Annotated in this window: 17 protein-coding genes and 4 pseudogenes; 4 read left to right on the top strand and 17 right to left on the bottom strand. The window is 36.1% G+C overall.

Going from position 1 to position 18,721, the window contains the following annotated elements; all coding sequences use genetic code 11:
* Nucleotides 1-12 precede the first annotated feature (12 nt).
* The 11 genes and pseudogenes from lepB to pepA form a co-directional block, all read right to left on the bottom strand.
* Nucleotides 13-627 (bottom strand): signal peptidase I, encoded by a 615-nt coding sequence (gene lepB / locus V192_RS0111715; RefSeq protein ID WP_025871942.1) that lies wholly within the window; start codon nucleotides 625-627, stop codon nucleotides 13-15.
* Between the two features lie 18 nt (nucleotides 628-645).
* Complete coding sequence (locus V192_RS0111710) at nucleotides 646-1,317, bottom strand: hypothetical protein (protein WP_025871941.1); 672 nt, start codon at nucleotides 1,315-1,317, stop codon at nucleotides 646-648.
* A 19-nt stretch (nucleotides 1,318-1,336) separates the two neighbouring features.
* Nucleotides 1,337-2,223: pseudogene (locus V192_RS20095) on the bottom strand (WxLIP family cell surface protein).
* A 326-nt stretch (nucleotides 2,224-2,549) separates the two neighbouring features.
* Nucleotides 2,550-3,404, bottom strand: a complete 855-nt coding sequence (locus V192_RS0111700; RefSeq protein ID WP_025871939.1) for a WxL domain-containing protein — start codon at nucleotides 3,402-3,404, stop codon at nucleotides 2,550-2,552.
* Between the two features lie 64 nt (nucleotides 3,405-3,468).
* Nucleotides 3,469-4,290 carry a WxL domain-containing protein gene (locus V192_RS0111695; protein WP_025871936.1) on the bottom strand — a complete coding sequence of 274 codons (822 nt, stop codon included), beginning with the start codon at nucleotides 4,288-4,290 and terminating at the stop codon, nucleotides 3,469-3,471.
* Nucleotides 4,277-4,609, bottom strand: a complete 333-nt coding sequence (locus V192_RS0111690) for an LPXTG cell wall anchor domain-containing protein (RefSeq protein ID WP_025871934.1) — start codon at nucleotides 4,607-4,609, stop codon at nucleotides 4,277-4,279. Before V192_RS0111690 ends, V192_RS0111695 begins: the two co-directional genes overlap by 14 nt.
* A 17-nt stretch (nucleotides 4,610-4,626) precedes the next feature.
* Nucleotides 4,627-7,152, bottom strand: a complete 2,526-nt coding sequence (locus V192_RS0111685) for a WxL domain-containing protein (protein WP_025871932.1) — start codon at nucleotides 7,150-7,152, stop codon at nucleotides 4,627-4,629.
* 462 nt (nucleotides 7,153-7,614) lie between these two features.
* The gene (gene ytpR, locus V192_RS0111680; protein ID WP_025871930.1) at nucleotides 7,615-8,232 is read right to left on the bottom strand and encodes a YtpR family tRNA-binding protein; all 618 of its coding nucleotides are present in this window, start codon (nucleotides 8,230-8,232) and stop codon (nucleotides 7,615-7,617) included.
* 185 nt (nucleotides 8,233-8,417) lie between these two features.
* Nucleotides 8,418-8,879, bottom strand: coding sequence for a universal stress protein (locus V192_RS0111675; RefSeq protein ID WP_025871928.1), 462 nt, complete (start codon nucleotides 8,877-8,879; stop codon nucleotides 8,418-8,420).
* Between the two features lie 64 nt (nucleotides 8,880-8,943).
* Entirely contained in the window at nucleotides 8,944-9,258 is a 315-nt protein-coding gene (locus V192_RS0111670; protein ID WP_025871926.1) for a thioredoxin family protein, read from the bottom strand.
* A 10-nt stretch (nucleotides 9,259-9,268) separates the two neighbouring features.
* Nucleotides 9,269-10,345 carry a glutamyl aminopeptidase gene (gene pepA / locus V192_RS0111665; RefSeq protein WP_025871924.1) on the bottom strand — a complete coding sequence of 359 codons (1,077 nt, stop codon included), beginning with the start codon at nucleotides 10,343-10,345 and terminating at the stop codon, nucleotides 9,269-9,271.
* Between the two features lie 251 nt (nucleotides 10,346-10,596).
* On the opposite strand from pepA, the gene V192_RS0111660 reads away from it, so the two are divergent.
* A complete protein-coding gene (locus V192_RS0111660) occupies nucleotides 10,597-10,938 on the top strand; it encodes a PepSY domain-containing protein (RefSeq protein ID WP_025871922.1) in 342 nt (113 codons plus the stop codon).
* A gap of 65 nt (nucleotides 10,939-11,003) precedes the next feature.
* On the opposite strand, the gene V192_RS20935 is transcribed toward V192_RS0111660, so the two are convergent.
* From V192_RS20935 to V192_RS0111630, 6 genes and pseudogenes are all read right to left on the bottom strand, one after another.
* On the bottom strand, nucleotides 11,004-11,636 hold the full coding sequence (locus V192_RS20935) for a TMEM175 family protein (RefSeq protein WP_025871920.1): 633 nt from the start codon (nucleotides 11,634-11,636) through the stop codon (nucleotides 11,004-11,006).
* A gap of 296 nt (nucleotides 11,637-11,932) precedes the next feature.
* Nucleotides 11,933-12,576 (bottom strand): annotated as a pseudogene (gene trmB, locus V192_RS20090) (tRNA (guanosine(46)-N7)-methyltransferase TrmB).
* Nucleotides 12,577-12,729: 153 nt separating this feature from the next.
* Nucleotides 12,730-13,508, bottom strand: a pseudogene (locus V192_RS20085) (phosphotransferase family protein).
* A gap of 116 nt (nucleotides 13,509-13,624) precedes the next feature.
* Nucleotides 13,625-14,481: pseudogene (gene dat / locus V192_RS20080) on the bottom strand (D-amino-acid transaminase).
* Nucleotides 14,482-14,483: 2 nt separating this feature from the next.
* Entirely contained in the window at nucleotides 14,484-15,701 is a 1,218-nt protein-coding gene (locus V192_RS0111635) for an ABC transporter permease (protein ID WP_025871918.1), read from the bottom strand.
* A 1-nt stretch (nucleotide 15,702) separates the two neighbouring features.
* Nucleotides 15,703-16,440 carry an ABC transporter ATP-binding protein gene (locus tag V192_RS0111630; protein WP_025871916.1) on the bottom strand — a complete coding sequence of 246 codons (738 nt, stop codon included), beginning with the start codon at nucleotides 16,438-16,440 and terminating at the stop codon, nucleotides 15,703-15,705.
* Between the two features lie 135 nt (nucleotides 16,441-16,575).
* On the opposite strand from V192_RS0111630, the gene V192_RS0111625 reads away from it, so the two are divergent.
* From V192_RS0111625 to V192_RS0111615, 3 genes are all read left to right on the top strand, one after another.
* On the top strand, nucleotides 16,576-17,004 hold the full coding sequence (locus V192_RS0111625) for an HIT family protein (RefSeq protein ID WP_025871914.1): 429 nt from the start codon (nucleotides 16,576-16,578) through the stop codon (nucleotides 17,002-17,004).
* A complete protein-coding gene (locus V192_RS0111620; protein WP_051581953.1) occupies nucleotides 17,004-17,345 on the top strand; it encodes a YtxH domain-containing protein in 342 nt (113 codons plus the stop codon). Before V192_RS0111625 ends, V192_RS0111620 begins: the two co-directional genes overlap by 1 nt.
* A gap of 289 nt (nucleotides 17,346-17,634) precedes the next feature.
* A complete protein-coding gene (locus V192_RS0111615; RefSeq protein WP_025871909.1) occupies nucleotides 17,635-18,687 on the top strand; it encodes a peptidylprolyl isomerase in 1,053 nt (350 codons plus the stop codon).
* Nucleotides 18,688-18,721 lie beyond the last annotated feature (34 nt).

The following is an 18,721-nucleotide window of genomic DNA, read 5'->3' as shown; positions in this document are numbered from 1 at the left end:
TTGGGCGTTCTTTTATTTCATAGTTATTACGCCAATAATTTCAGTTCGATTTATGAGTCCATAATCACGGCTATCCGTAGAATATAAGCGATTATCACCTAATACAAAATAACGATCTTCTGGTAATTTCGTGTTGCCTGTCAATTCAAATAAGATAAAATTATTGGTGTACAAAAAAATATTATTGGCAGCTTCGATTTTTTCTGCTGAGAGATAAGGTTCACTTCGTTTTACGCCATTAATAATTAGCTTATCCTCTTTGTACTCCACATTTTCATTGGGCAAGCCAATAACCCGCTTGATTTCAACCGCTTGAGCATTTTCTCGCTTAATTAAGACAATATCGTGCCTCTGAATCCGTCTTTTTTTCTCAACCAATACATACTCGCCCATTTTTAAGGTAGGACTCATTGCATAACTGTTCACTTTAGACAGAGTAAAAAAGAAAAAGGACTGTATATAAAGTAAAACTAGTAATAATGCTACAGCTAAAATAGATTCCTTTATTAAGCGAAGCTTTCTTTGTCTTTGAATTTGTATTTTTCGCTGGATTTTTTTTTGCTTTTTAATGGCAGAAGTTGACTGTCGTTTTTTTCGGACTGTATTATCTTTTGTTTGTTTACTCATGATGATCGTCCATTACCTCTACCTTTTGGCATTTTCTAATTCAGCATCATCCACTTTATATAATTCAAATACTTGTTTTTGGTAAGTTCGTACCCGTTGAACATCCTCCATATAATCCTCTACCAGCTCCTGATTTCCATAAAAATCAGCTGTTACACGCATTGTATTGGTTCCAATATCCTGCATTGCTTTGTAATAGCGATTAAGGGTTAATTGTCCTTGCTCTGAATTGAGTGTACTGGCTTTTTTAGCGCCATAGCTGGAAATAGCACTTGCTAAGTATCGGATATTGCTGTCAACTTTTTCTTTTTTTTCACTTTCAGTTTTGGCCAACTCCAGCTGTTTTTCAAAGTCATTTAATAAGAAATAGGCTTTTACAACCGAAGTTTCATCTTCTTTGCTTAAAGCATTGGCTTGATAATATAGTCCTGATAGACTAGCTCCGCCAAGTAGTACAGCTAAGGCTAAAAACGTAATAACTAATTGTTTTTGCTTTTTCTTTTTTCTTCGCAGCATTTTTCGTTTACGTGCTAATTGCCGCTTACGTTTCGCATTTTTTGCTCGTTTTCTGGTGATTATTTTTACTTCCTGATTTGTTTGAATAAATAAGAAAAGTAAGAGCAAAAAGAATAAAAAACTAAGTAAGGTTAACGTAAGAGCAGCTACTATGATTAGTTCAACTATAGTCATCTATTCCGCCTACCTTGAATTATCTATTTTTGGATTTTTTGCTTTTTTTATTTCCCATAACACGAACAAGTACTAATACAACCACAATAATACTAAAAATGCCCAAAGCTACCCCAATAATTAATGGCCAATTGATTCCTTTTTCTCTGACTAGATCAACATCATCATTGTTGAATTGGTCTGCTTCTTCATCTGAAATCGTAAAATCCTGATCCCAAGTCCATTTTTGATCACCAGAAGTGGCTACTATTTTAGCAACATATTTTCCTGGAATCATTTTTTCACCGTTCATACTGACAGGAAAGTTTAGAAATGTATTTGGTGCCATATTCATTTCTGTTTTTTCGTTTCATAAAGGACTTCACTTTTTCCTTTTTTAGTGATTTGAACTTCTACTGCTAATTTTTTTAAAAAATTAGCTTCGGTATTTGAGACATTTACAAAAATTGCATTACGGTAATTATATTGATTGGCTTCTACTTTATTTAAAGATAAGTCAGGCTTAACTTCCGTTTTGGTTTCCTGCAACACCATTCCAATCAGATAAGCATATTTATTAATGATTGCAGCACCATTTCCTGATGATTTTTGCTGATTTTGGTCTTCAGCTATTTCTTTTAATTGAATTCCTCCAACAATAATCCCATCATAGGAACTTTCCGGCATTGTAATCTCAATATTTAACGTTTTTTCTTCTTTTGCTTCTAATTCAACTTTTTCTGGAGCCTTGACTAAATCTACAAAGTCATATTTTAATGAAGCATCTTTTTCTAATTGACTTGGACCATACTCAATAACTCCGCTTGAATTTGTACGGGTTCCGTTGATGCTTACGGCTATCACTTGCTTTTTATCGCTTAAGTTTTTTAAGACTATAGTAACTGTTTGTTGCTGCTTAGGAGTCATTAGCAGGTCAAAATACCCTTTTTGTTCTTGTTGATTTTCCGGATAGTTGATTTCATAATAAAAACCACCCTGTTCTTCTTTAGCTACTTCATTTGCATATGTATATTGATTTGTCCCTACGCTGGCTAAAAAAAACACCAATAGGAAAAGTATATGTTTAATTCTTTTTTTCATTAGACTATCATCCTTTACTTTAATAAAGAGTGAGCCCGAAACTAAACGACAACTTTGTTTCGGGCTCTATACCGAAGCTGTTTTTTTACAGCAGTTTATTCGGAATTTTTGGGACTATGATATGATTTTGTACATTTGTTTAAAATCAGCTTTTATGCAACTGGTGTATATTCAATAGACCATGTGATTTCAGCTTCGTAAGTGCCTACTTCAATTGTTTGAGCAGGAACATCTAAGAAGACAGAGTTTGAAGCTTGACCTACACCTGTTGTTGGCGCACCTGGACGAGAAACTTTATCTGCTGTAAAATCAGCTGATTGCCCAAATTCTGCAACATATGTTCCTAAACCTACAGCACCAGTTGAAGCAGAGTTATCAAATACTAATTGTTGTCCTGCTCCTGTATTGTCAGTACCAAATCCTAAAGTAAAGTTTCCAGGATTGCCCGCTGGCCAGTATGAAAGATCATTTTGTGATGAGTTCAATACACCATTTGTAAAGCTGATTGTTGCTTTATCTAATTTTGCTGGATCAGCAGCAGCGCCTTTTAGTGTAAATTGTTTTGTTAATTCTGCTTTGACTGCATACGTATGATCTGCTCCTGCACGTTTGTCAGTCCATTGAACAAAAGGTCCACGAACAACATCTACTGGATTAGTTCCATCTAAATCTGTTTGGCTTAATGCAATTTCTTTTGCTGCATATTTTTCTGCTTTTGTAGAAACTTTTTGTTGACCGAAGTTTAATGCGGCAACTCGATCGATCGTGATTGAACCAAAACCTGTTGATGGGTTTTCAGTAACGTCTTCTTCATCTTTTGGTACTACTTCTTTGTCGCCATCTTCTGGATCCAGTTTATCATTGCTGTCAGTATCTTCAACATACTCTACTGTTCCTTTTCCAGCTAAACTTTTTTGAACAGTTTCAGCAGATGCTGATGCTCCCCCAATCAATGATGCTGCGATAATAGCTGTTAAAGCTGTTGCACATAATGCTTTTGTCTTCATTTCATTTCCTCCTATAATGTGTGTAAATTTGTATATAGTTACTTGTTTTACAAGTTAACTCCAATTAGTTTGGCAGAGCGGCTAATAGCCATGTTAACTCTGTCTGATATTGCACTGGTTTAATAACTGTTCTTTCAGGAACAGATAAGAAAATTGCCTTATTTTCAAAAATAGGTTGGTTCTCAAATGCTGGATCCAATACAGCTTCACCAGAAGACTGTTTTTTAGGAAACAGCGTATTATTACGTCCGTTTTTATTCGTTTCTGATGCGCCAAACTCAATTGTCCATTGACCTTTTCCGCTGTTTTCACTAGCAATTGCAACATTTTGTGTTGTTGCTAATTCGGTTATTTCGATAATATCTTTTACCACATTGGGCGGGTTTTCTAACGGATACGCACTATTGGCCCAACCATGATCAAATGATAAAACGGCTCCTTTAAGTTCTTGTTCAGCAGCTTCTTGAATTACTGGATTTTTAAATTGATATTCTTGGCGTACTTGCAAGGTCCACCCCTGTTTTCCACTCCGTTCATCCGTAATTTGAATATAGCTGCCTCTAGGTGTTGTTCCATCATGAAATAATTGAGCATTGGCAAAAAATTGACGATTTTCTTTTTGGATCTTATTATTACCAAAACTCAACGATGATACATAATCTATTCGTAATGGCCCAGTAGTTACTGGGCCTGGGCCTGGATCTACTGGCATTTCCGGATTTTCTGGATCAACAGGACCTGTTGGAAGCCCACTTATTATTTCTATAGTTCCCTTACCTGTTACGCTTTGTTCTTCCGCATAAACAGTGGGTGTCATTATGATAAATGTTACTAGCAGAAAGCCCACTCCATGGAAAATTAAATAAAAGGGATTATTTTTTATCATTCTCTTCCTCCTCGCAAGCTTTAGATCTTTTCGTTTTAAACCATATAATAGCGATTAGGACAAGCAAGCCTCCCCCAAGCCACGGAAGCCCTTTTTGAACTAGCTCCCCTGTACTTGGGTATCTTCCAACTGGTTTTGTATTTTCTTTTTCTTTCGTTGTTGTACTGGCTGTTGACTCTTCAGTTGATTCTTCATAAAAGCCGATTGTGCCGTCCACTGTTACTTGACCGCCATCAGCATCCACCTTTAAACTGCAGAACATCATTCCTAATACCATCAGAAATAGCAGGGCGAAATAAATAACACCTCTTTTTTTCATTTCTCTTCTCCTTTTTTCTACGATACTGGTGTTGCTGCAAGCTCCCAAAGAATTTCTCCCTGATACTCCCCTATTGTTTTGACATCGCCTGGATCTACTTCTAATTTAATTCCATCACCAGTTTGCGTACCTGACCATGTATTGCTGATATTGTATGGATCTTTTGTAACTGCTTCATGAATCATAATTGGAAGTGCCGTATCTTTACTTATGGTACTTTCTTTGCCATCATAGACATAGCGGATAGCATTTTTTAATATAATCGATGTGTCTATCGTACTCGTCATTTCTTTGGTTAATTTTGCCATCAATGTCCATCTGCCCATTGAAGTGCGATTATCTTTAACAATTAAATCTTTATCATATATTGGATCGTTAATTCGTGTGACTTTTGCATCATATTTTTGTTTGCCAAACTGAATGAGTTCAGGTGCAGAAACAATCCGTAGTTGCCCTTCAAAAACATATTGGACAGTTCGCCCCCCTGACGGAATGACAATCTCTGTTTGATCAAGAGGAAATTCCATTAATTTATAAGAATCATTTTCTAATTCACTAATAATAGTGACTATATTATATTTACTTTTATCTGTTAAATCGATTTTATCAACACCAACAGTGCCTATTATTTTTTCACTTGCATGAATTTGTTTGTTGTTCTCATCAACAAATTCTATAGTTAATTCCGCTGTAGATTCTGTTAATTTAAATATTTCTATATTGGATTGTTTTCCTTCACTGTCAACTGCATAGACTTTAATCGTATGCGGTCCTTCAGGAATTTCTGTAGACGGAATTGTAAAATCATAAGGTAACGCTGTGTTGACCGGTTTATTTAAATACATTTTTGCTGCTTTTGCTGGTTTTTCATCTACCTGATACCAAATTGTTACATTATCAGATTCTAAATCTGTAAAAGTACCTGATAACGTATAGTCGATACCTAGAGACGTATCTTCTGTTTGATCCAAGGTGATAATCGGCGGTGTAGGTTCAATTAAATAAAATTCTGCCTCAGATTCATTTCCTTCTTTATCTTTGATATAAACGGTAATTGTATGGTTTCCTAAAGGAATTTCATCTGCTGATAAATGAATTGAGAAAGATTCTTCTGTTCCTTTATTGGGATTTTGAATCATACCATTCAAGGATTGTGTAGTTCCTCCATCAATTGAATAAAATAATTCGACAGAAGAACTATCCTTGTCTTTCCATTTACCTGTTAAGATGTAGTCTTCTCCTCTTGAGAAATCCTTTTCTTTATCTAAGGATAGTTCTGGTGGATCTTGGGGAACCCCTCCGTCTTCTGTAACGGATATATCTAAAGCAACATTAGCTATTTCGTTTTGAGCAAGCGGCATCTGATCCCATTTAAATGCATATACTGGATGATTCAGTTTATCCTTAATTTGTACTCCACGTCCTGGATCATCATTTAATAGCATGCCAAGATCATATGGATTCCAAGCTGGTGTTGCTGTACCAACCCCAGGATTTGTTCCTATATATTCATAAATATCTCTTGGTGTATTACTATAAGAATAATTAGGATGGATTGTTTTTGGCTGATTTTCATATCCATCACGCCAGAAATAAACACGATATGGTAGATTATCTGGTGTCTTTTGTGAAGCAGTTACTCCATCCACCCCAACATAGAGACCTTCCAGATTTCCTAATGAGTAGGTTGGGGTACTATTATGATTTCCTGCTAAATCTGAATGAACTCCATAAGCAAATGTATAATCTGCCTTTTCTGCCATTAAGTTCATATATCTTAAATCAGCCCGCACTCTACCTTGTTTCATTTTGCCATTTGTACTAATTGGTGTCATTGTCACCCGTAAAACTCCTGCTACATTTCCCATATAATAAATAGCTGCATAGGCTCTTATTTGCGGTGTTTCAGGATCTGGATGCTGATATAAACGCTGAATTCTAAAATTTCCACTAAATCCTTCAAATGAATTAGCAAATTTATAGTTAGAGCCTTTAACAACTTGTCCCAAAGGAGTTTTCATAAGTGATAAGCCATATGCATCTGGTCCCAATCTCCCTTGGAAAAAGTTATAGGACATCCACTTTTGTGCTGCTCCTGAAGCTCCTCCTTGTTTGCCTTCTGCTACTTGGGTTATAATTTGAAATTGTCCTGCACTAATCGCCTCACTCCCAATTGTTTTTCCTCTACTTGATAGTTGACCTAATCCATCAGCTGTACTAGTATCAATCGAGCCAAAATACATATAATATTTTCGATTAGCTATATTATTTTGTTCCGCAACAGGAAATTCTACTGGTTCGTTAGTCAACATTTGTTGCCATCCCTCTAAAGATTCACCCTCATCCAATTGACGAAATATGGCATCAAGATCTTCTCCCACCCGAGGCAATGGTATGAGCGACTCTGCCAACAAATTATTGTTTTGTAATTGTTCATTTTCAACTGCTGTAGCTTCTGTTATGAAAGCTGAACCATAAATTGCAGAAAAACATATAATTACTGCGAAAATGAATTTGATTTTTGCTTGAATTTCTCTCCACATATACCAGGTACTCCTTTTCATACTACTTTGTTGCACTTTTTTACTAAAACAAAATAATTAATTCTTCTCAATATTATATTTTTAATGTGAAATATTTTTTTGCTGTTATCCTAACCAAACATTTATAATTATTTATCCACTTAGAAAGTATACTTTATATTTAATAGCCTAAAAATTCATCTTGTACTTTTTTTTCACCAAAAAATGAAATATATATATTTTTTTCAAATATTAAATTATTTAATTAGTATAAATATTCCCTTAAATAACAAAAAGACAGACCTAATCTGCCCATTTCAAAATGAAAATGGACTGATTAAATCTGAATTTATTTTATACTTCGTATTAATAATCTGGCTGTCAATTATTGTGTCATTTTACTTATTCATGAGTCTAAACAAGTTTCTTTATCTGTTACTATAATTTGTTAATTCTTTTTATAAATAGTTAAATATTTCGGTATTATTTCCCTACAGGAAACGCTTCTCCAACTACCGCATCAAAAGGCAACTCCAAAATTCCTTTTTTAGCTGGCGCATCCGGCAAACGCAACTCTCCTGCTGAGCAAATCATACCAAAGCTTTCCACACCGCGTAAAACACCTGGCCAAATCATCATACCATCCGGCATCATAGCTCCTGGTTTTGCGACTACCACTTTTTGCCCTGCTTTGATATTTGGCGCACCACAAACGATTTGTAGGATCTCCCCATTGTCCACTTCTGTTTGTGTAATCGATAAATGATCTGAATCAGGATGTTTTTTACAAGATTTTACGAAACCAATCACGATTTTCGAATCATTATCTTGTGCCAAAGTTTCCGTAAAACCTGCTTTTGCAAGCTCTGCATTTACTTTTGCGAATTGCTCTTCCGTCAACTCAACTTGACCATCCGCTTCAATGGTACCTAAAATCGTCGATGCTTCAAAAATGTTCCACGCAACGACTTGACCATCTTCAGCTACGCTTACTCGCGCCACATTTCCTTTACGTTCCACACGATTTTCTTGACCTTTATCATCTGCTACGATGATCATCAAGACATCGCCGACATGTTCCTTATTATAAGCAAAAATCATTTTTTTACCTCACTCCATTTTTATCATTTTTCAAGACACTATTTTATAATATACTATATCTTCTGTCCTATCTTAACAAAAAAACAACTTGGCTGCTGCCATTTTTCTCTACTAGTTTTTGTTCCAGAAAAAAATAAGTGAAACAAAACGGTTACGCCTTGCTTCACCTATTTTACATTCGATATTTATTTTTTATTTGCCTCAGGATGGACGATCAACACATCACACGGTGCATGACGGATAATGTAGCTACTAACACTACCGATCATTAAACGTTCGACTGCATTTAAGCCCGATTGCCCTACCATGATCAAATCTACATTATATTTCTCTGGTAAGTCTTTGCACATCACTTCTTTTGCTAAACCATAAGTTAAAACAGGTTCTACTTGAGTAAAGTCCACGCTTTTAGCATAGGCTTTACAATCATCCAGTAATTCTTTGGCATTTTCTGTTTCTTGATCTAACAAACTATCATTCAAAGAGGAATAACCCATCATTGTATAAACTTTATTTTCTATGACATGAGCAACAATCACACGACCATTATTTCTTTTAGCTACTTCAATTGCTTGTTGATAGGCTAAATTCGCTTGATCACTACCATCTACACCAACTAAAATATTCTTGTATGTTTGTGTTAACATCGTATCCATCTCCCGATTGTTTTCTTTTATCTCTTGAATCGGCTAGTTATTGTCGATTAAAAACTTAACTGACGCTCTTTAAAAAGGTTGTGATTTCTTCTTTGGTTTTGCGATTTTTATTGACTAAACGACCTAACTCTTTCCCTTGATCCGTCACAACAAAACTTGGAATACCAAAAATAGTCCATTCAGAAGCAAGATCCATAAACTTATCTCGATCGACTTCAATAAAACGAAACGCTGGAAATTCGGCTTCGATTTCAGGCATCACGGGTTTAATAAAACGACAGTCACCGCACCAATCTGCTGTGAAGAAAAAAACACTTTTTCCTTCTGAAACATAGCTTGCCAGTTCTTCATAAGATGTTGGAATAATCATAAACTATCCTCTACTTTCCGTAAATGATTGTATTAACGGTTGTTTTGTCTAGACCTTTTAAGACTTGGATCAACATTTCGCGGGCTGCTTCAAAGTCTTTGATATTGAACATTGTTTGGTGTGTATGGATATAACGTCCACAAACACCGATCACTGTACTTGGTACGCCGTTATTTGTTGTATGCGCTGCACCTGCATCGGTTCCGCCTTTAGACACAAAGTATTGGTAAGGAATGTTGTGTGTAGCAGCTGTATCTAATAAATATTCACGTACACGAGGTAATGTGATCATTCCTGGATCGTAAATACGTAACAATGTTCCTTCGCCAAGATGTCCGTAAGTGCCTTTTTTCGTTTGAATATCATCTGCTGCTGAGCAATCAACTGCAAAGAATAAATCTGGGTTAAATTTATGCACAGAAGGTTTAGAACCACGTAAACCAACTTCTTCTTGCACATTCGCACCAGCGATCAACGTGTGGCCTAATTGTTCGTTTTGTAATGCTTCTAAAGCTTCTAGCACTAACGTACAGCCATAGCGGTTATCCCATGATTTACTGATAATATTTTTACCATTAGCCGTTTTGATCGTTTCTGTTTGTGGAACGATCGAATCTCCTGGGCGAACGCCAAAGCTTTCTGCTTCTTCTTTTGATTCAAAGCCAGCGTCAAATAATACATCAGTCACTTCTAATTGTTTTTGACCGCTTGTTCCTCGTAATAAATGTGGCGGTACCGAAGAAGAGATACATGGGTAATTGCCTTTACTTGTCTTTAAGGTAAAACGTTGTGCTGATACCACATAAGGATTCCAGCCGCCTAAAGGAACCACTTGGAACAATCCATTATCTTTGATTTGAGTCAGCATGAAACCAACTTCATCCATGTGGGCTGCTACCATAACGCGCGGAGCATCCTGTTCTTTCGCTCTTTTTAGACCAAAAATCCCACCTAAACCATCATATTGAAGCTCGTCTACTAATGGTGCCATATTTTTTTTCATATACGCACGAATATCATCTTCAAATCCGCTTGTTCCTTGTAATTCTGTTAGTTCTTTGATGCGTTGAAATGTTTTTTCTTCCATTGTTGTATTATCTGCCAGTTCTCCTAGTTACTATTTCCTTCAGGATCAACCGTTCTTTTTTGTTAAAAATAACATGATTTTCAAACAAAAATGGCAGATACTCCTTTCATATGATTTCATATTCATTATAACGCAAATTTTTTCAATTGCCCACGTTTTTTGTTTTTCGATATTTTCAGACAATGTGTTAGAATAGAGTTAAAGCCGAAGTTTTTTGGCAAACATTTGAAAATACACGGAGGTTATTCCCCATGAATGAAGAAAATGAATTAAGCTATTTTAAAGGCGGCTTGGCGATTGGCGTAAGTCTTGGTATTTTAAGCGGAATTGCTTCAACTTTATGGTATCAAAAGAAACGGACATTAGATGCTGATTTAGTTTTAGAAAACGTAAAAGAAGCCTTTTTAAAAGAAGGACCGATCGAAGGTTCTTGGATCGAATTTGAGAAAAAACCATTACGAAAGTTTGCGGTACATTCAAAGACATATAATGGTGGGATTTCTCGTTTAGAAGATGGCGTTATGGTTCAGTATGAGTTTACTGCGGACGCTTTTACAGGTACTGTGATCGATGTAAAACGAATCAAAGATTAAACTAAAAAGAACGGTTGAAGCCACAGGACAAACATGTGATTTCAACTGTTCTTTTTTGCAGACATTTATGATTTCCTCTTTTGCCTATTATTTCTTCGATGCTCTAACCGATGTTGCTCCTCAAATTTTTCTTCAAAATTTGTTTTTAAAAAGTAACTAACGATTGGTAACCCAATAAATAAAAACAAGGCCAGCTGTGGAATAAAATAACCGATTCCCATTGCTAAAAGTATAACGACATAATAAACATGATCACGATTTTTGTAAAGCTGTTTAAAGTAAATCATATCTTTTGTCGGCTCTTGTGCTAAGGGAATACCTGCCATGAATAAGCCACTGAATGTTGCATTGATAAACATCAACAATACACCGTAAGCCAACATTGGCACTTGCTTATCGCCCGCTTCCATCGCCCATTTCGTAAATACTGGAATCAAAACTAGTGAAAAGAGAAAACACGTATTTCTGAGAACAAACCGGTCATTGATTTTCCCCACCTGTTCAAACAGTTTCCGATGATCGTTCCAGTAACCTGCTACTATAAAAAAACTGATTGCAAATGTAATCAAACTTTCGATAAACTGGTTAGATACGCCAATTTTTGGAATTGGAATCTCTAACGCTGCAATCGTAATTACGATTGCAATAACAGCATCACTAAATAATTCTATTCTTAATTTTTCATCTGCTACTTTCATACTATTCATTTCCTTTGCTATTCTAATCAAGCTACTTCCCTTAACCCTTGCTGCATTCGGTATTCTTTACAAAATTCATAAATCAAAAATAAACAAGCTAACATACTCATCATCCTTACTCTATTTTTCTATAGATTAATCAAAATTAAAACAGGTACCTTACAAAAAACAATTATAAAGGCACCTGTTTTAAATGTCAACAAAAACATGTAGGTACCTGTCAATTTTGCGAAATTAAAAAAAAGAGGATCCAGTATAACACCCTTGTCATACTGGATCCTCCTCGTTTTTTAAGTTTATTCAGCTTGAAATCTTGCTTCCACACGATAAATCGGTTGTCCTTTAGCGGAAAATTTTTCTTCATATTCAGTCATAACATTGCCTTCATAATCACTAGCGTGCAAATCCAACCAAACTTGTTCCAAAATCATTCCATATTTTGAAAAACTGCTTAACGAATACTCAAACAAACCGCGATTATCTGTTTTAAAATGAATTTCACCATTCGGTTTTAGAATTTTTTCATCGGTCGCTAAAAAAGTCTTGAACGTTAAACGACGTTTCTCATGACGTGTCTTTGGCCAAGGATCAGAAAAGTTTAAATAAATTTGATCTACTTCATTTTCTGCAAAGTATTGCGTCAATTCTTCTCCATTGACATGAAGCAATTGCAAGTTTGGTAATTCTTCTTCTAAGGCTTTTTCTAAGGCAATGGAAAGAACGCTCAATTGCATATCGATCCCAATATAATTGATTTCTGGATGTGCTTTTGCCATTCCGACTACAAATTGTCCCTTACCTGAGCCGATTTCGATATGAACAGGGTGATCATTCCCAAAACGTTCAGCCAACGTCCTTGCCACTTTTCTGGCTCATCAACAACTAATTCAGGATGGCTAGCCAAAAGTTCAGCTGCTCCGGGTCTTTTTCTCATTCGCATATTTTTGTTTCCTTTCTATGATTACAAATTTTAAGAGGGTAGAACAAAACGATCAACGTCTTGTGCTGCCCTCTATTATTCAAGTAAACGGTGACTGGATAAACGGTAGCTTCAGAAGTAGCTACTAGAATCCACTTCTGTCACAACCTTCTTTTAATACCCAAAAGCTCGTTTCAGCTTCAAAATTTCTGCATTCATCTCTCGTTTTTCTCCTGATTGATAATGTCGGAGAATTTCTTGTAAGAAATTGAATAACGCATACCATTTGATTCGCGTCAACGCTTCCTCACTTGGACGCATGCCGTAAGACAACAGCCACTTGTTCCAACTCCCTCGTGGAACGTAGTGCCCCAGCAACATGCCCAGGTCTAACGCCGGATCAGCAATCATTACTGAGTCCCAGTCAACTAAATACAGATAATTATTTGAGACGATCCAATTTCGATGGTTGACATCACCATGAACGACCATATAATTATGAACAGAATAAGTGGGTATATTCTCTTGCAGATACTGATACACTCTGGCAAGATACGAATTATTTTGAAGTTCCTTAGGCAGTCTGTCACCATATGCTTGAAGCATCATTGCAGGTGAATAGATCTGACCGCCGATTTTTTCCAGCATGCTTTTTAGCATATGTGAATGGTGTAAATGATAAAGAACATCCACAACATCATTTCTTTGACCGATTTCTTGGGCTTTAAGCACTTGACCATCCAGCCATTCTTGCGCTGTTAAAATATCGCCAGTCACTGTTCGCTTCGTCCAAACTAGCTTAGGGGCAATTCCTTCTTTAGACAGTGCAGCCAAAAGAGGCGAAGTATTTCTTTTAATAAATACTCTTTCAGTCGCACGTATACCCATGAAAGTTTGGCCAGTTGCGCCTTTTATTGCTGCAAGCGCCATTCTTTATCCAACTGAAATGCCATGGAAATTATCTCCTATCCTAACAACTTCTACTAATTATTTACAGTAAGTACCATTTTAGCTTCCATAGCGTTCAACGTCAAGCATCTCTCTTGTTCTTTTGACCTCGACCGTCGTTTTATGACGTTTTGCACACTGTATCAACGCTAGCAATATAAGCATTTAACAGTCGTTTGGTGATTTCTCCTGGTTTTCCTGTTCCCACGATATGATCATTTATTTTTACAACGGGTACAAGCTCCGTTAATGAACCAGAGACAAAACATTCATCTGCCGTAACTAATTCTTCTTCATAAACAGCTTCTTCTTTCACTGGAATACCTAGTTCTCTCGCTAACTCGATAATTTTCTTTTTAGTGATTCCAGGTAAGACCAAATTGCCATCTGGATGAGTATAAACAGTCCCGTCTTTGACCACCCAGAAATTCGCTGCAGAGGCTTCGGTTACTTTGTCATCACGGACAAGCACCGCATCATCAAACCCTTGACGGCGAGCTTCATCCAATGACAATATATTTCCCATTAAACTCAATGACTTGATATCGCAATGTAACCACCGTGTATCAGGAACAACAGCAACTGTGATTCCCTCTTCCATTTTTTCACAGGACGCTCATAAGGGCGAATATTCGCCGTTAAGACCCCTTTGACTTTTTCTGGATCGGGCAGTGCATGATTTCTTGGTGAATCAATACCGCGTGTTACTTGAAAATACAGTTTCCCTTCTTTGATGCCTTCGATTTCAACTAATTTTTTCAAATTAGCAGTCAATTCTTCTTTTGAAAAAGGCAAGTGCATTCTGATTTTTTCAGCACCGCTCCATAAACGATCCAAATGTTCCTCCACCATATATAGGTGACCGTTATACACTCGGACGACTTCATACAGACCATCACCATATTGATAGCCGCGATCTTCGATATCGATTTTTACCTCTTCACGTTCAACAATTTGATCATTCCATAAAATATGCATGATTAAGCCTCCATTTTCTTCAAACGATAGGGAACATAAAACTTGGCGAACAAGAATACTTCAACAAATAGTGCACCTACAACCAGCAAACTCTCTTTTAAATCAGGCAAAGCAATCAAAACAAATAGACTAAACAACAACGCTGCGACAAATAACAGCACGGTTATGAGTTTACTCACTGCTTGCTTTTTTTGTTTATCAGATACAGGGTATAAATGTGTCATGACCATATAATCAAACTGCGTATAGATCGGGATCAACTGAAAACCGATCAAATAAACAAATAACACTGAAACACCCATTGAAATCCAAAACTCTTTTAGGAAAAATAAAATCACTCCAGCAACTAACACCAAGCGAATAAATAAGCCGCTGTATTCCGAGCCTCTTAAAAAGCTGCGGGCATATAAATAAAAATACGTATTCTGACTTGTTTTCTTGATTTTGCTTAACAATGGATCAAGGAATTTCCGACGTTTTACACTACTGGAAATTTCAGGTACATCGGTAAATAAGTGGATAAACTGATAGATTCGATGCATCCGATTTTTTTCTTTTCGAATCATATTTTCCCAGTCTAACGATACTACTTGTTCTTTCTTACTTAATACTGAATAGAAAAATACAGCTTGGACTAACGCTACAAGTGGTCCAACTACTGGTAAAACATATAAACTAAGTACGATTGCTAATAAGCTGGTCACTAGCCATAGCACAGACCATTGACGATATGCTTTTCCGGAAATCTGATACAACTCATATTTCTGTAAGCGCAAATGACTGCTTTTTAAAATGCCCAGCATCACTATAAAATAAAGGAACGTTGAAAATGCCCAGCCTGTTGAAACAACAACTAACGGCATCGACATCCCACCTAATAAAAACAACGCAACTAGCGGTAGCCAAAATGAATAACGCAACGCACGATTTAAGTACACGTTCATCTCAGGTTCCTTCGGTAAAATAAATACTTTATCCGCTTCTTCCGCCAATGTCGCAATACGACCAATCTGTAATATCACTAACCAAAGAACAGCAACGATCGGTCTACCCCAGATGAAATTTTCCGGTAAAGTTTTTAGCACTTGAGAATAATAGAAACCCAAACCGCCCAACAAAAAGACACATACCAAAATAAAATGGTCATTAAATACGTATCGCATATACTTCATCATTTTTTTCAGATGGCGTGATAAACGAATGCCAAAAAATCCAGACATACTACCCCACCTTTTCTTCTTTTGTCAATGCAATATAGATATCATCCAAAGAAGACCCTGGTAAACTAAATTCCTCACGCAATTCATCCATGGAGCCAACTGCTCGAACTTCCCCGTCATGTAAAACGACAAAACGATCACAATATCTTTCAGCTGTTGCTAAAATATGCGTCGACATCAAAATCGCCGCTCCTTGATTACGCATTTCATCCATTAATTCTAATAAGGCATGGATCGCCAGTGGGTCCAATCCTAAAAACGGTTCATCGATGATATATAAACTAGGCTCGATTAAAAAGGCACATAAAACCATTACTTTTTGTTTCATTCCTTTTGAAAAATTAGCAGGAAACCAGTCTAATTTATTCTCTAAACGGAATGTTTTTAACAAAGCATCTGCACGTTTAAATGCTTCCTCAATCGGAATATCATATGCCATTGCCGTAATTTCGATATGTTCTCTTAATGTTAACTCTTCATATAACGATGGCGTCTCTGGAATATAACCGATTTTCTTGCGATAGCTTTCAGGTTGTTGTCTCAACGTTTCACCATCAATTGAAATTTTCCCTTTTTGCGGTGTTAATAAACCAATCACATTTTTGATGGTAGTACTCTTTCCAGCCCCATTCAAGCCGATCAATCCTACCATTTCACCAGATTTCACTTCAAAATTAATATCTTTTAAAACAGGAATATGACCATAGCCTCCTGTTAAATGTTCGATGACTAAACTCATTTAGATACCTCCAACTATTTTTATCGTGAATCTATTATACCACGAACTTTTTGAAGGTTTCATGAACTTTTCCTCCCAAATAAAATTCAAGATATGGTAAAGTAAAAGAAACAGCTAAAAGAAAGAAGGGACACCATGACAGATTGTATTTTTTGTAAGATCGTCAATCAAGAAATTCCTAGCTACAAAGTCTATGAAGATGATAAAGTTTATGCTTTTTTAGACCTTACTCAAGTGACAAAAGGCCATACTTTGCTGATCCCCAAAGAGCATGTAACAGATATCTTTGACTACGAACCGGAACTAGCCGGTGACATTTTTGCACGCGTACCTAAAGTAGCACGTGCTCTAGAAAAAGCTTTTCCAGAAATGCAGGGATTAAATATTATCAATAATAATAAAGAACTCGCGTATCAATCTGTTTTCCATTCCCATATCCATTTAATCCCACGTTATGGAAAATCAGATGATTTCTCTATTCATTTTGGCAACAATCAAGAGGCTTATTCTCCCGCTGAAATGCAGGAAATCGCTGAAAAAATCATGAAGCAGGTGAAAGAATAATGGGAAAATTTTCGAAAGGAATTTTATTTGGCGCACTTGTTGGTGGCGTGGGTGGTTTACTCTTTGCTCCAAGAAGCGGAAAAGACACTCGACAAAAATTTATCGATGAGTTAGAGGACTGGTCTGACTTAAAAGAAGACTTTACTGAAAAGTTAGATCAATTCAAAGAATCCGCGCAAGCATTACAAGCAGCGGCTGATACGTACATTGAGCCTTTTATCGATGGCATCAATCAAGATGTTGAAAACTTTATGTTTCAAGCAGAACCCAGATTAGATCAAATCCAAGAACAAGTAGACAAAATCCAATCCGAATTACCTGATATCCCATTAGAAGACTAGACGTATTTTCAAGGATGAAATGAGCTTTTGTGGCATTTTGTCCTTTTTTCATTTTATTTAACATAATTGTCCTTTTTTGAAATAATCAATTCAATCTTGTATAAACCTATCTAGAATAAGCCTTTTCAAGCTGTGCATTTTATAGAGGAAATTGTGTCCTAAATTCGAAAATTTATTGAAACTATTGCATACGTATTTCTTTTATGAAACATAGTGTGGTATAGTAATATGCGTGAGAATTAATTTCTACATAATAAAAAATAAAATAAACCTAGGAGTGCTAAACAGAATGAAGAAAAAATTAATCTTAGCTGCAGCAGGCGTATTTAGTATTTTTACATTAGCTGCTTGTTCAAATGGTTCACAAGACATCGCATCAATGAAAGGTGGAACAATCACTGTTGAAGATTTCTACAACCAAGTAAAATCTCAACAATCAAGCCAACAAACAGTTCAACAAATGATCATTTACAAAGTATTTGAAGACAAATACGGTAAAGATGTTTCTGAAAAAGATATTCAAGCTGAATTTGATAAAACGAAGAAAAGCATCACTGATCAAGGTGGTAACTTCGAAGAGCAATTAAAACAAGCAGGTCTTACAGAGAAAACATTGAAAAAACAACTTAAACAAGGTCTATCATTCCAAGCTGGTATGAAAGCACACGTTAAAATTACTGATGAAGATCTAAAAGCTACTTGGGAAACATTCCACCCAGAAGTAGAAGCGCAAATCATCCAAGTTGCTACTGAAGATGAAGCCAAAGAAATCAAAAAACAATTAAATGACGGCGGCGACTTTGCAAAAATCGCAAAAGAAAAATCAACAGACACTACAACTAGCAAAGATGGCGGCAAAGTGAAATTTGATTCTCAATCAGAAACTGTTGCTGAGCCTGTTAGAACAGCTGCGTTCAAATTAAAAGATGGCGAAATTTCTGAACCAATCCAAACAACAGATCCAAGTACGTACCAATCAGCATTCACTATTGTTAAAATGGTGAAAAACAAAGACAAAGGCAATGACATGGCTCCTTACAAAAAAGAGTTGAAAAAAATTGCTGAAACAAACAAATTAAGTGATCAAGAATTCCAAAGCAAAGTAATCTCTGATGTATTGACTGAAGCAAATGTTAAGATTAAAGATGATGCCTTTGGTTCAATCATGTCTAACTTAATTCAAACAAAAGATTCAGCTAACTCAAGCGATTCTTCTACAAAAGAAGAAAAGAAATCTAAATCAAGTGACTCTGAAAAATCAAAAGACTCTTCAAGTAAAACAGAGGAATCTTCTAGTAAAACTGAAGAATCATCAAGCAAGACTGAAGAATCTTCTAAATAAGTAGTAAACAAAAAAAGAGATGACGATCATCTCT

This window comes from Enterococcus crotali, from assembly GCF_000633635.1.
Taxonomy (GTDB): Bacteria; Bacillota; Bacilli; order Lactobacillales; family Enterococcaceae; genus Enterococcus_L; species Enterococcus_L crotali.
This window is presented reverse-complemented; position numbering and strand designations above follow the sequence as displayed.